At 61.2% G+C, this 12,875-nt stretch carries 15 protein-coding genes and 1 pseudogene; 13 read left to right on the top strand and 3 right to left on the bottom strand.

Going from position 1 to position 12,875, the window contains the following annotated elements; all coding sequences use genetic code 11:
- The first annotated feature begins 14 nt into the window (after window positions 1-14).
- Complete coding sequence (locus tag ACWHXD_RS01920) at window positions 15-635, top strand: TetR/AcrR family transcriptional regulator (RefSeq protein WP_138761723.1); 621 nt, start codon at window positions 15-17, stop codon at window positions 633-635.
- Between the two features lie 187 nt (window positions 636-822).
- Here the strand turns inward: ACWHXD_RS01920 and ACWHXD_RS01915 are convergent, their stop codons facing one another.
- From ACWHXD_RS01915 to ACWHXD_RS01905, 3 genes are all read right to left on the bottom strand, one after another.
- Window positions 823-1,758, bottom strand: a complete 936-nt coding sequence (locus ACWHXD_RS01915) for a phasin family protein (protein WP_138761724.1) — start codon at window positions 1,756-1,758, stop codon at window positions 823-825.
- 12 nt (window positions 1,759-1,770) lie between these two features.
- Window positions 1,771-2,193: a phasin family protein gene (locus ACWHXD_RS01910; protein WP_032893974.1), complete on the bottom strand. Its 423-nt coding sequence runs from the start codon at window positions 2,191-2,193 to the stop codon at window positions 1,771-1,773.
- Window positions 2,194-2,297: 104 nt separating this feature from the next.
- Window positions 2,298-2,573 carry a polyhydroxyalkanoic acid system family protein gene (locus tag ACWHXD_RS01905; protein WP_032893975.1) on the bottom strand — a complete coding sequence of 92 codons (276 nt, stop codon included), beginning with the start codon at window positions 2,571-2,573 and terminating at the stop codon, window positions 2,298-2,300.
- Window positions 2,574-2,718: 145 nt separating this feature from the next.
- Here ACWHXD_RS01905 and ubiE point away from each other — a divergent pair, with 145 nt between their 5' ends.
- The 12 genes and pseudogenes from ubiE to ACWHXD_RS01845 all read left to right on the top strand — a co-directional run bounded on the left by ubiE (window position 2,719) and on the right by ACWHXD_RS01845 (window position 12,872).
- Complete coding sequence (ubiE, locus tag ACWHXD_RS01900; protein ID WP_003171186.1) at window positions 2,719-3,489, top strand: bifunctional demethylmenaquinone methyltransferase/2-methoxy-6-polyprenyl-1,4-benzoquinol methylase UbiE; 771 nt, start codon at window positions 2,719-2,721, stop codon at window positions 3,487-3,489.
- Window positions 3,489-4,112 carry a ubiquinone biosynthesis accessory factor UbiJ gene (locus tag ACWHXD_RS01895; RefSeq protein ID WP_019820017.1) on the top strand — a complete coding sequence of 208 codons (624 nt, stop codon included), beginning with the start codon at window positions 3,489-3,491 and terminating at the stop codon, window positions 4,110-4,112. The genes ubiE and ACWHXD_RS01895 overlap by 1 nt, the downstream gene beginning before the upstream one ends.
- The gene (gene ubiB, locus ACWHXD_RS01890; RefSeq protein WP_032893976.1) at window positions 4,109-5,713 is read left to right on the top strand and encodes a ubiquinone biosynthesis regulatory protein kinase UbiB; all 1,605 of its coding nucleotides are present in this window, start codon (window positions 4,109-4,111) and stop codon (window positions 5,711-5,713) included. Before ACWHXD_RS01895 ends, ubiB begins: the two co-directional genes overlap by 4 nt.
- A 41-nt stretch (window positions 5,714-5,754) precedes the next feature.
- A complete protein-coding gene (gene hisI, locus ACWHXD_RS01885; protein ID WP_032893977.1) occupies window positions 5,755-6,147 on the top strand; it encodes a phosphoribosyl-AMP cyclohydrolase in 393 nt (130 codons plus the stop codon).
- A gap of 2 nt (window positions 6,148-6,149) precedes the next feature.
- Window positions 6,150-6,482: a phosphoribosyl-ATP diphosphatase gene (locus ACWHXD_RS01880; RefSeq protein WP_003187881.1), complete on the top strand. Its 333-nt coding sequence runs from the start codon at window positions 6,150-6,152 to the stop codon at window positions 6,480-6,482.
- A gap of 26 nt (window positions 6,483-6,508) precedes the next feature.
- Complete coding sequence (locus ACWHXD_RS01875) at window positions 6,509-6,787, top strand: twin-arginine translocase TatA/TatE family subunit (RefSeq protein WP_003187877.1); 279 nt, start codon at window positions 6,509-6,511, stop codon at window positions 6,785-6,787.
- A 10-nt stretch (window positions 6,788-6,797) separates the two neighbouring features.
- Window positions 6,798-7,205 (top strand): Sec-independent protein translocase protein TatB, encoded by a 408-nt coding sequence (gene tatB / locus ACWHXD_RS01870; protein ID WP_032893978.1) that lies wholly within the window; start codon window positions 6,798-6,800, stop codon window positions 7,203-7,205.
- Window positions 7,202-7,993 carry a twin-arginine translocase subunit TatC gene (tatC, locus tag ACWHXD_RS01865; protein ID WP_003187874.1) on the top strand — a complete coding sequence of 264 codons (792 nt, stop codon included), beginning with the start codon at window positions 7,202-7,204 and terminating at the stop codon, window positions 7,991-7,993. Before tatB ends, tatC begins: the two co-directional genes overlap by 4 nt.
- A complete protein-coding gene (locus ACWHXD_RS01860; protein ID WP_138761725.1) occupies window positions 7,990-8,697 on the top strand; it encodes a 16S rRNA (uracil(1498)-N(3))-methyltransferase in 708 nt (235 codons plus the stop codon). The genes tatC and ACWHXD_RS01860 overlap by 4 nt, the downstream gene beginning before the upstream one ends.
- A 215-nt stretch (window positions 8,698-8,912) precedes the next feature.
- Window positions 8,913-9,971: pseudogene (locus ACWHXD_RS01855) on the top strand (methyl-accepting chemotaxis protein); the annotation flags it as partial.
- Window positions 9,957-10,829: a methyl-accepting chemotaxis protein gene (locus ACWHXD_RS01850; RefSeq protein ID WP_370694792.1), complete on the top strand. Its 873-nt coding sequence runs from the start codon at window positions 9,957-9,959 to the stop codon at window positions 10,827-10,829. The pseudogene ACWHXD_RS01855 and the gene ACWHXD_RS01850, both read left to right, overlap by 15 nt.
- Window positions 10,830-10,964: 135 nt before the next feature.
- Complete coding sequence (locus tag ACWHXD_RS01845) at window positions 10,965-12,872, top strand: HAMP domain-containing methyl-accepting chemotaxis protein (protein WP_138761727.1); 1,908 nt, start codon at window positions 10,965-10,967, stop codon at window positions 12,870-12,872.
- Window positions 12,873-12,875: the final 3 nt, after the last annotated feature.

The raw sequence follows: 12,875 nt of genomic DNA, 5'->3' as shown, positions 1-12,875 counted from the left end.
ATTAAGAAGACTGGATGAAGACCCGCGACCGTATCCTTGAATGTGCCTTGCAGTTGTTCAACCAAAAGGGCGAACCGAACGTGTCGACCATGGAGGTGGCCAATGAAATGGGGATCAGCCCCGGCAACCTCTACTACCACTTCCACGGCAAGGAGCCCTTGGTGCTGGGGCTGTTCGAGCGTTTTCAATCTGAGCTGGCGCCACTGCTGGACCCTCCCGCCGACGCGCAACTGGAGGCCGAGGATTACTGGCTGTTCCTGCACCTGATTGTCGAGCGCATGGCCCACTACCGGTTCCTGTTCCAGGACCTGTCGAACCTGGCCGGGCGCTTGCCAAAGCTGGCCAAGGGGATCCGTCACCTGCTCACGGCGCTCAAGCGCACCTTGGCGTCACTGCTGGCGCGGTTGAAGGCGGCAGGGCAACTGGTCAGCGATACCCAGGCGTTGGGGCAACTGGTGGAGCAGATCACCCTGACCTTGCTGTTTTCGTTGGATTACCAGCGGATTCTGGACCGTGAAGGCGAGGTGCGGGTGGTGGTGTACCAGATCATGATGCTGGTGGCGCCGCATCTGCTGCCGACGGCGCGGCAGGCGACCGAGCGGTTCGCCTTGAAGTACCTGGATGACGCCGATTAAACATGTAGGAGCGAGCTTGCTCGCGAAAAACGTCAACGATAACGGGGGCTTCCTGAATAAACGCGGCGTCTTTGAGTTTTTCGCGAGCAAGCTCGCTCCTACAAAATTGGGCCATGCGGCGTTTTTCAGGTTTGCATAAAAAACGCCCGATCTTCGCAGACCGGGCGTTTTTTGTGTCCCGTAGAAATCAGGACTGACTGGATGGCGTCGGGGTGGCCGGCGCTGTAGTCGGGGTAGCTGCCGCGTGCGTCGGTGCGGACACCGAATTGGCGGTAGAAGCAGCCGGTGCTGGCGCCGTGGCTGGCTTGGCCGTTGCGGCGGGCTTTGCGGCTGCCGGTTTTTTCGCTACCGCAGGCTTTTTGGCCGCAGCAGGCTTGGCCGCAGGTTTCGCAGCGGCGGGCTTGGCAGCAGGTTTAGCAGCAGCGGTTTTAGCCGCAGGTTTGGCAGCCGGTTTCGCCGCAGGTTTGGCGGCGGCTTTAGCGGCCACTGGCTTAGCGGCAGGCTTGGTAGCCGGTTTGGCCGCAGCGGTTTTAGCCGCTGGCTTGGCCGCAGGTTTTGCAGCAGCTTTGGCTGGCGCTTTTGCAGCAGGTTTTGCAGCCGGCTTGGCGGCAGCTTTAACCAGAGGCTTGGCGGCAGTTTTGGCGGCGGGTTTTGCGGCGGCGGTTTTAGCTGCTGGTTTGGCCGCCGGTTTTGCTGCAGGCTTGGCGGCGGCGGTCTTGGCGGGAGCCGCTTTGGCGCCGGTGAGTTTTTCGATTTGCTTGGTCAAGGTATCGACCTTGCTGTGCAGCGCCTTCAACTCCGCCTTGCTCGGTACGCCCAGTCGCGAAATAGCACTGTTGAGGCGTTTGTCGAAAGTCTCTTCCAACTTGCCCCAGGTATCCGAAATGCTCGACTTGGCGGAACCCGCGCTCGCCTTGGCAGCGTCGACTTTTTTACCAACCGTGCTCTTGGTCAACTTCTCGGCTTTCTCGCCGTCTTTAACCAGGGTCTCGAAGAGTTTGCTGCCGTCACTGTCGATCTTCGAGTACACGCCTAAACCAGCGAGCCAGATTTTGCGGGAATATTCTTCAACTTTCCCGACCCACGAGCTGCCTTCTTTCTGAGTAGTCTTTTTAACAGCCATCCCGATGTCTCCTTAGTGTTTACGCGCGACACGTTCGAGCAATGCCGTCAGCTCTTCGAGCTTAGCAGAGAGTGTCTCCACGTCATGTTTAGACGCAATGCCGATCCGATTCAAGGCACTGGCGACACGAGTATCAAAAGCTTTTTCAACTTTATCCAGTTGAACTTCAACCAGGCCTTTGACGCCGGAGACATTACTCTTTACTTGATCAATCTGACTGTTGGCGGCATCAAGTTGTTCAACTACAACTTTTTTACCTTTACTTTCAACACGTTGACCGCTTCTAACGAGTTCCTTGAAGTACTCGCCGCCCTCGCTGCCGACCTTGGCGTAGGCACCAAGACCCGCCAGCCAGATCTTGCGGGCATAGCTTTTAACCTCACTCAGAGGGGTGGTCTGAACGTCGATTTTTTTCTTCAAAATAACTTTGGCCATGGTGCACCTCACACAGAATTGGGTGGCGGACGGCCCGCAAGAGTTGAGGGCTTGGGCACAAAGTAGGGTTTAAAATTAGAATCGGCACCCTAAGCACAGCCGTATCAGGCCAGGGCCTTATCCAGGGCTTTTTCGATTTCGGACTTGATCGTGCCACTCATGGCCGACATCAACAGGCCAAGTTCCACATCAATGCGCAGCGAATCATCGGCCACCCACACCGTGCCTTTAACCCCGGAGCGCTTGAGCTTCAGGGTGTCGCCAGCCCATGAAGACTCCACGCCATATTTATCCTCGAGTTTGCGCGCCAATTGCTCAGCCTTGGCCCGCGCCTGTTCTTTTCCCAGGGTATGTTCACGCTCAACGGTAATACGGGCCATTGCAATGACTCCTCTTTATAACGACTCAGAACACCCGCCATGCGGCAAAAGGTCTCGATGAGCGCCTATCTTACCTGCAGCCTTGCCAAGACAAAGCAGGCCTTGGGGATTATCATGTCCCGCATTCTCTTTTGGTGACAGCGATATGACTGATCAGCGCAAAGGCAGCGATGCCGAACCCACCACTCACTTCGGCTTCAAGAACGTCCCGGAAAGCCAAAAGGCGGAAAAAGTCGCTGAGGTGTTCCACTCCGTGGCAGCCAAGTACGACCTGATGAACGATGTGCTCTCCGGCGGCATGCACCGCCTGTGGAAGCGCTTCACCATCGAGTTGTCGGGCGTACGCACCGGCAACCGGGTGCTGGACATCGCCGGTGGCACCGGCGATCTGGCGGCCAAGTTCTCCAAGTTGGTTGGCCCGACCGGCCAGGTGGTATTGGCCGATATCAACGGCTCGATGCTCAAGGTTGGCCGCGACCGCCTGCTCGACAAAGGCGTGGCCGGCAATATCGAATTCGTCCAGGCCGACGCTGAAAAGCTGCCGTTCCCCGACAACCATTTCGACTGCGTGACCATCGCCTTCGGCCTGCGTAACGTGACCCACAAGGAAGACGCGATCCGCTCGATGCTGCGCGTGCTTAAGCCGGGTGGCCGCCTGCTGGTGCTGGAGTTCTCCAAACCGACCAACGCGCTGATGTCCAAGGTCTACGACACGTACTCCTTCGCCTTCATGCCGTTGATGGGCAAGTTGATCACCAACGATGCCGAGAGCTACCGCTACCTGGCCGAGTCGATCCGCATGCACCCGGATCAGGAAACCCTGAAGTCGATGATGGTGGAGGCCGGTTTCGACCGCGTGACCTACCACAACATGACGTCCGGCATCGTCGCCCTGCACCGCGGCATCAAGCCCTGATGCTGCTGCAAGGTCTTCTCGCCAGCGTCGAGCACGGCCTCAACCGTGTACTGCGCCTGGACAGCACCGCCCTGGCGCGGCTCGCGCACCTGACCGGCAAAGTCATCGCCGTCGACTGCCGCAGCCCCGCCTTGCAGCTGTTTATCCTGCCCAGCGATGAAGGCCTGCTGCTCGCCACCCAATGGGCCGCTGAAGCCGATTGCACCTTGCGTGCGCCGGCCTCCAGCCTGTTGCACCTGGCGCTGAGCCGCAACAAGACTGCCATCCTCCACAGCCCCGAGGTGGAACTGGAAGGCGACAGCGCGGTGCTGATGGACCTGGCCGCCGTGCTGCAAGACCTGGAGCTGGACTGGGAATACGAACTGTCGCGCTGGATCGGCCCCGTCGCCACCCAGTTGATCAGCGGGCACCTGCGCAGCCGCTCGCGCTGGTACCAGCAAGGGTTCGCCAGCCTCAACCAGAACCTTGCCGAATACCTGAGCGAAGAATCGCGCACCCTGGTCGGGCAACGGGAAGCGCAAGCGCGCTTTCGCGAGCTCGACAAGGCCAAAATCGACCTGGAACGCCTCGAGGCCCGCTTCGAGCGCTTGAGCCGTTCCCTTGATCCAAGCGATAACGCATGAAGCTGCTCGCCGTCCGCCGTTTGTTTCGTATCCAGCGCGTCGTAATCCGCTACCGTCTCGATGACCTGCTGTTTGCCCTGCCCTTGCCGTGGTTTTTGCTGGCGGTGCGTTATGTGCTGCCGTGGCGCTGGTTGCCGCGCAAGCCGTCGCCGTTGAGCCGTGGTGCCAGCCTGCGCCTGGCGTTGCAGGACTTGGGGCCTATCTTCATCAAGTTCGGGCAGATCCTCTCCACCCGCCGCGACCTGTTGCCCGAAGACATCGCCGACGAGCTGATGCTGCTGCAAGACCGCGTGCCGCCGTTCGATTCGCAGCAGTCGATGGCGCTGATCGAAGAACAGCTGGGCCAGAAGATCAGCGAGGTGTTCAGCCGCTTCGACGTCGAGCCCCTGGCCTCGGCGTCGGTGGCACAAGTGCACGCCGCGCAGCTCAAGACCGGCGAAGAAGTGGTGGTGAAAGTCATTCGCCCAGGCCTCAAGCCGATCATCGGCCAGGACCTGGCGTGGCTGTTTGTCCTCGCCCGCGCGGCCGAACGCTTCTCTGCCGATGCGCGCCTGCTGCACCCGGTGGATGTGGTCGCCGACTACGAAAAAACCATCTACGACGAACTCGACCTGTTGCGCGAAGCGGCCAACGCCAGCCAATTGCGACGCAACTTCGAAGGCTCGCAACTGCTGTACGTGCCGCAGGTGTATTGGGACTGGTGCCGGCCCAAAGTGCTGGTGATGGAGCGTATCTACGGCGTGCAGGTCACCGACCTTGCGACCCTGGCCGACCAGCGCACCGACATGAAGATGCTGGCCGAGCGCGGCGTGGAGATTTTCTTCACCCAGGTGTTCCGCGACAGTTTCTTCCACGCCGACATGCACCCGGGCAATATCTTCGTCAGCACCGTCAACCCGTGGAGCCCGCAGTACATCGCCATCGACTGCGGCATCGTCGGCAGCCTCACCCCCGAAGACCAGGATTACCTGGCGCGCAACCTGTTTGCCTTCTTCAAGCGCGACTACCGTCGTGTGGCGCAGTTGCACATTGATTCGGGTTGGGTGCCGGCGGAAACCAAACTCAATGAATTCGAAGCGGCGATCCGCACGGTGTGTGAGCCGATCTTTGAAAAACCGTTAAAAGATATTTCCTTCGGCCAGGTGCTGATGCGCCTGTTCCAGACCGCGCGGCGCTTCAATATGGAAGTGCAGCCGCAACTGGTGCTGTTGCAAAAAACCCTGCTGAACATCGAAGGCCTGGGCCGCCAGCTGTACCCGGACCTCGATTTGTGGAACACCGCGCAACCCTTCCTGGAACGCTGGATGCGCGAGCGCATGAGCCCCAAAACCATGCTGGGCAACCTGCACAGCCAGTTCGAACAGCTGCCGCACCTGGCCAACATGACCCGCGACCTGCTGGAGCGCATGTCCCAGCCCCATGCCAAGGACCCTGAGCCACCGTGGCGCAAGCGCAAGGACGATTGGTTCCTGCGCCTGCTCGGCGCCGCGCACCTGGTGGGCGGCGTGATGCTGGCGATTGGTGGGCCATTGAACCAACTGGGCCACTGGCCAGCCGGCATTATGGTCGCCGTGGGTGTTTATCTGATCGTGCGTCGATAGCCAATCCGGTTATACACTGTCGCAAATTGCCGGAGCCGAACATGAAAGACTGGCTGGATGAGATCAAATGGGACAGTGACGGCCTGGTGCCGGCCATTGCCCAGGACTACAAGACCGGGCGCGTGCTGATGATGGCCTGGATGAACCGCGAGGCCCTGAGCCTCACCGCCGCCGAGCAGCGCGCCATCTACTGGTCACGTTCGCGTGGCAAACTGTGGCGCAAGGGCGAAGAGTCCGGGCACGTGCAAACCCTGCACGAGCTGCGCCTGGACTGCGATGCCGACGTGGTGATCCTCAAGGTCGAACAGATCGGCGGCATTGCCTGCCACACTGGCCGCCACAGTTGCTTCTATCGCGTGTTCGAGAATGGCGAATGGAAGATTGTGGAGCCGGTGCTCAAAGACCCGCACGCCATCTACCCAGCAGGACACTGAACATGAGCGATACCCTGAACCGTGTGGCCCAGGTGCTGGAAGACCGCAAAGGCGCGGACGCCGACAGCTCCTACGTCGCCAGCCTGTACCACAAGGGCCTGAACAAGATTCTGGAAAAACTCGGCGAAGAATCCGTCGAGACCATCATTGCGGCCAAGGACGCGCAAATCAGCGGTGATTACAGCGATGTAATCTATGAGACCGCAGACTTGTGGTTCCATAGCCTGGTGATGCTCGCCCAACTGGGGCAGCACCCACAGGCCGTGCTGGATGAACTGGACCGTCGCTTCGGCTTGTCCGGGCACGCCGAGAAGGCCTCGCGCCCGTCCGCCTGAATAACTAAGACTTGAGGATTTGAAGCATGGGCATTTTTGACTGGAAACACTGGATCGTCATTCTGGTGGTGGTGGTATTGGTGTTCGGTACCAAGAAACTCAAGAACCTGGGCACCGATGTGGGCGAGTCGATCAAGGGCTTTCGCAAAGCCATGAACGATGATGAAAAGCCAGCCGAGCCAAGCGCCAACCCGGTGCCACCGGCCCAGCCTGTTCACCCGCAGGCCACCCAGCCGATCACCGAGCGCCGTACCTTCGACGTGCAGGCTGAAAAGGTCCAAGAGCCGACCCGCAAAGACTCGTGAGCACTGACTAATGTTTGGTATCAGCTTCTCTGAACTGCTGCTCGTCGGCCTGGTGGCCTTGCTGGTACTGGGGCCGGAACGCCTGCCCGGTGCCGCACGCACCGCCGGCTTGTGGATCGGGCGCCTCAAGCGCAGTTTCAACGCGATCAAACAGGAAGTTGAACGGGAAATCGGTGCCGACGAAATCCGCCGGCAATTGCACAACGAACATATCCTCTCGTTGGAGCAGGAAGCCCGCAAGATTCTTTCCCCGGTGCAAGAGCCGGCCAAGCCGGTAACACCGGTGGCCGAGCACAGCATCGCGCCAGCCCCTGTGGCCGACGCCGCACCGGCTGCGCCCGCCTCTACAACGCCTGCGCCGACGCCCGTTGCGTCGCCCGCGCCCCATGACCCTACATTGCCGCCGCGAGCCCCATGAGCGCTGATAAACCGGAAAACGACCAGCATATGCCGCTGGTCTCGCACCTCACCGAGCTGCGTACCCGCCTGCTGCGTTGCGTGGCGGCGATCTTCATCATCTTTGCCGGGCTGTTCGCCTTTACCCAGCAGATCTACACCTTCGTCTCGACGCCCCTGCGCCAGTACCTGCCGGCCGGCGCGACGATGATTGCCACCGATGTGTCGTCGCCGTTCCTGACGCCCTTGAAGCTGACCATGATGGTCTCGCTGTTCCTGGCGATCCCGGTGATCCTGCATCAGATCTGGGGCTTTATCGCGCCGGGCCTGTACAAGCATGAGAAGCGCATCGCCGTGCCATTGCTGGTGTCGAGCATCCTGCTGTTCTACACCGGCATGGCCTTCGCCTACTTCCTGGTGTTCCCGCTGATCTTCAAGTTCTTTGCCGCTGCCACCCCAGCCGGCGTGGAAATGATGACCGATATCACCAGCTACCTCGATTTCGTGATGACGCTGTTCTTCGCCTTCGGCGTGGCATTCGAAATCCCGGTGGCGGTGGTGTTGCTGGTGTGGATCGGCGTGGTCGACGTCAAGTACCTGAAGAAGATCCGCCCGTACGTGATCATCGGCTGCTTCGTGGTCGGCATGATCCTCACACCGCCGGACATCTTCTCCCAGACCTTGTTGGCGGTGCCGATGTGGATGCTGTTCGAAGTGGGCATCCTGTTCAGCGGCTTGATCAGCAAGCGTGGCGAACACCCGGATGACGCGCCTGTCGACGACGACCAGCCACCAGCGACCCAGCCGTGAACCTGCTGCTGCTCGAAGAGGCCGACTTTATCGCGGCCGACCGCGTGGTGCTGCGTGACCGGCGCCTGGTGCATATGCAGGAGGTTCACCGCGCCGCCGTCGGTGACTCCCTGCGCGTGGGCCGCATTGGCGGGCTGATGGGCAATGCCCAATTGCTGCGCCTGGAAGCCGCCGAAGCCGAACTGCAAGTGAGCTTCGACCAACCGCCGCCGAGCAAACTGCCCGTGACCTTGCTGCTGGCCCTGCCCCGCCCGAAGATGCTGCGCCGGGTGCTGCAAACAGTGGCGGCCATGGGCGTGCCCAAGGTGGTGCTGGTCAACAGCTACCGGGTGGAAAAAAGCTTCTGGCAAACCCCGTTCCTGGAGCCTGAAGCGGTGCGCGAGCAACTGATCCTCGGCCTGGAACAAGCGCGGGACACGGTGCTGCCCGAGATCATTATCGAGAAACGCTTCAAGCCGTTTGTGGAAGACCGGCTGCCGGCCATGGCGACTGGCACCCTGGGCCTGATCGGCCATCCGGGCGATTACCCGGCCTGCCCCCGAGCCCTGGAAGAACCGGTGACCCTGGCGATCGGCCCGGAAGGCGGCTGGATTCCCTATGAAGTGGACCTGCTGGCCAAGGCCGGTTTGCAGCCGGTGCAGTTGGGTGCACGTATTTTGCGCGTCGAAACCGCCGTAACCGCCCTGCTCGCCCGCCTGTTCTAACCCCCGCAGATCAAGCGATCATCTCGCCTTCTGTAGGAGCGAGCTTGCTCGCGAAGACCTCACAGACGCCGCGTTTACCCAGAAAGCACGCGTTATCGTTGACGTTTTTCGCGAGCAAGCTCGCGCCTACATTAGATGTGCATCGCTACAGTATCCTGCCCCCGTGCCGATAGCCTGTGAATAAGTCCAAGCCTTGTTCCAGGGGAGTTCGCAGCATGTATCGTTGGTTAGCCGAGAAACTGGGGAATGTAAGCGTCAACCGCAAGCTGAGCGTGGGCTTTGGCCTGGTGTTGCTCCTGACGCTGTTGATCACCTTTACCGGCTGGACCGGCCTGGGGGATGTGATCAGTCGCGGTGACAAGCTGGGCTTTATTTCCAGCCTCAATGGCCTGACCAAAGACCTGCGCCTGGCACGCCTGGACTTCGACATGCGCCGTGGCGAGCAAGGCACGGACAAGGTCGACGGCCTGCTCAACCACCTCGACAGTGGCCTGAAGACCGCTGCCGAGCTGATCGAACAACCTGACGATAAAGCCCTGGTCGAGCAACAGCAGGAAGCCCTGAACCAATACAAAAAGGCCTTCGCCGCCATGGTCCAGGCGGGCCTCAAGCGTGAGGGCGCGCGCAGCAAACTCGGCGACACTGCCGACAATGCCGTCGCCAAGATCAACGAAATCGAAAAAGCCCTGCTGCAAGGTGACAGCGTTGCCCAGTTCAACAGCGTGGTCGAGCAGAGCAAGCTGATCCAGCAGTCGCGCTTCCAGGTACGCGGCTACACCTACAGCGGCAAGGTCGAAGCCGAGCAACCGGCCCTGGATGCCATCGACAACGCCCTGAAGAAAATCACTGAGCTGCAAGGCCAGTTGCCTGCGCAATACCAGGCCAACCTGCAAGAAGCCGGGGCATCACTGCAAGCCTACCGTGCCGCCGTCAGCCAGTATCGCGATTCCCAGGTCGCCAGCGCCGCAGCGCTGAAAACCATGATCGCCCAAGGCGACATCCTGCTGGGCCACAGTGAAAAACTCACCGTCTCCCAGACCGCCGTGCGTGACGCAGATGCCGCGCAGGCCAAATACCTGTTGCTGCTTGCCACCGTGCTGGCGCTGATCGTCGGCGTCTTCGCAGCCTGGGCCATTACCCGCCAGATCGTCATCCCGCTGAACCAGACCCTCAAAGTCGCCGAGCGCGTGGCCTCCGGCGACCTGAGCCACAACCTGGAATCGGGCCGCCAGGACGAACTGGGCCAATTGCAGCGCGCCATGCAAAGCATGACCGTGGGCCTGCGCGAGTTGATCGGCGGGATCAGCGACGGTGTCACCCAGATCGCCAGTGCCGCCGAACAGTTGTCGGCCGTGACCGAACAAACCAGCGCCGGGGTCAACAGCCAGAAGGTCGAGACCGACCAGGTGGCCACCGCCATGAACGAGATGGCCGCCACCGTGCAGGAAGTGGCGCGCAACGCCGAAGAGGCCTCGGAAGCCGCCGTGGCCGCCGACCAGCAAGCCCGTGAAGGCGACCAAGTGGTGGGTGAAGCCATCGCCCAGATCGAGCGCCTGGCCACCGAAGTGGGGAATTCCACAGTGGCCATGGGTGAGCTCAAGCGTGAAAGCGACAAGATCGGCAGCGTGCTCGACGTGATCAAATCCGTGGCCCAGCAAACCAACCTGCTGGCCCTTAACGCCGCCATCGAGGCCGCGCGTGCCGGTGAAGCCGGGCGTGGCTTCGCCGTGGTGGCCGACGAGGTGCGCAGCCTGGCCCAGCGCACGCAGAAGTCTACTGAAGAGATCGAAGAGCTGATCGTCGGCCTGCAAAGTGGTACCCAGCAGGTGGCAACCATCATGGACAACAGCCGCGGGCTGACCGAGAGCAGTGTTGAGCTGACGCGCCGCGCCGGTCACGCGCTGGGCAATATCACCCGCACAGTCTCGACCATCCAGGCGATGAACTCGCAGATCGCCACCGCCGCCGAGCAGCAAAGCGCCGTGGCTGAAGAGATCAACCGCAGCGTGTTGAATGTGCGCGATATCTCCGAGCAAACTTCGTCGGCCAGTGAAGAAACCGCGTCCTCCAGTGCCGAACTGGCGCGCCTGGGGATCTACCTGCAGACCTTGGTCGGGCGCTTCCGAGTCTGAATTACCCTACGCGGCGGCTTACCAAAGCCGCCGCATCTTGTGAAATTTCCTACGCAGTTATCAGCCCTCCACGGGCCCGAATCGAATTAGCGTTTCAGGTGTCGCCAAACGCTTTTTCTGATTCGGAGGTTCACCATGTTTCCTCGGCTGACCCGCGTGCTGGTCAATGCCAGCGTCCGCCTCAAGCTCGCCCTGGGTTTTGGCCAAGTGCTGATCCTCAGTTTCCTGATCGCCGCCACCGGCTGGCAAGCCTTGAACGCCGTGCTTTACCGATCCAACAGCCTGACGACCCTGGGGCAACTGGCGGTCGACGCCGAGGCCATGCGCGCCGACCGCATCGTGTACCGCACGCTGACAGACAGCGATAGCCTGGGCAAAATGGCCGCGAAAATCGAGCGGATCGACCAGCACCTGGCCGACCTTTCAAACCGCCTGAAAGAGCCAGCTGACCTGCAGCGACTTGAAGAAGCCAAGCGCCTTGCAAGCAACTTCAAGGCGGCACTGGCGCAACTGCCACCCTTGATCGAACAGCGCGAGCGCATCCGCCCGGCGCTGAAAAAAATCGCTCTGCAAGCCAGCGATACCCTCGCCCAATTTGCCAGTGACCTGCCTGACCAGAACGACGAGAAGGCCCTCGATGCCATCGAGCAACTGCGCCAGGCCATGGAGCTGGCCGAAGATCGCGCCCAGAGCCCCGCCTGGGCCGCGCAATCGCTGGCTATGTATGCAGAGGCCATCGGCAAGGCGCTGGACGCTCTGGAGATCGCGCAGCTGGCCGTCACAGCACTGCCGGTGGACTCAGCACTGCTCAAGACCGACCTGGCTAACTATCGCGAGCAGTTGGTCAAGCTCAAGGAAGCCCAGCTCGATGTGGAGACCGTGCAAAACCGCTTCGAACAGCAACTCAATGACCTGCGCGAAAACAGCAACCAGTTGAGCCAAAGCCAAAACACCAAGCGAAACGACGAGGCAGACCACACCCGTACGTTGCTGATCAGCGTGACAGTGGCCGCCCTGGCACTCGGCGCGCTGGCCGCCTGGTGGATCGCCCGGCAGATTGCGGCGCCATTGCGGGAGATCCTTAGCGCCGCGCACCGCGTTGCCGAGGGCGACCTCAGCCATGACATGGCGGTCGACCGTCGTGACGAACTTGGCCAGTTGCAGCAAAGCATCGGGCAAATGACCCGCAGCCTGCGTAGCCTGATCAGCAGTATCGGCGACAGCGCCCGGCAGATCGCCGGGGCGGCTACACAGTTATCCACGGTCACCGAGCAAACTCGCAGCGGTCTCAACGAGCAGAAAGACGAAACCGACCAGGTGGCGACGGCAATGAATGAAATGCTCGCCACTGCCCAGGAAGTGGCGCGCCATGCCGAACGCGCCTCGGTGGCAGCCAATGAAGCCGACCAGCAGGCCGGCGCCGGTGAGCAGGTGGTCACCCAGGCCGTGGAGCAGATTGGCAACCTGGCCAGTGAAATGGCGCTGTCGGGCCGTGCGATGCTCGCGTTGCAACAGGAGAGCCAGAAGATCGCCAGTGTGCTGGACGTGATCAAGTCCGTGTCTCAGCAGACCAACCTGCTAGCCCTGAACGCCGCCATTGAAGCGGCGCGTGCGGGCACTGCCGGCCAAGGCTTTGCGGTGGTCGCCGACGAAGTGCGCAGCCTGGCCCAACGCACTCAGGAATCGGCCGAGGAGATCGAAGGGCTGATCCTCGGCCTGCATAACGGCACCCAACAGGTGGCGGACATCATGGACAGCAGCCGCAGCCTGACCGACAACAGCGTCGCCCTGACCCGCGACGCCGGTGATGCCCTGATTGCCATTGCCCGCACGGTGACGATTATCCAGGAAATGAACCCGCAGATCGCCGCCGCAGCCGAACAGCAAAGCGCCGTGGCCGAGGAGATCAACCGCAGTGTGTTGAAGGTACGGGACGTGTCGGAACAGACCGCCGCCGCCAGCGAGGAAACGGCGGCGGCGAGTGTTCAGTTGACCAGGTTGAGCCTGGATTTGCAGACGCTGGTCGACAAATTCAAGCTCTGAAAC

This window comes from Pseudomonas fjordensis, from assembly GCF_976987115.1.
The sequence above is the reverse complement of the archived record's forward strand: the minus strand, read 5'-3'. Positions and strand labels throughout refer to the sequence as shown.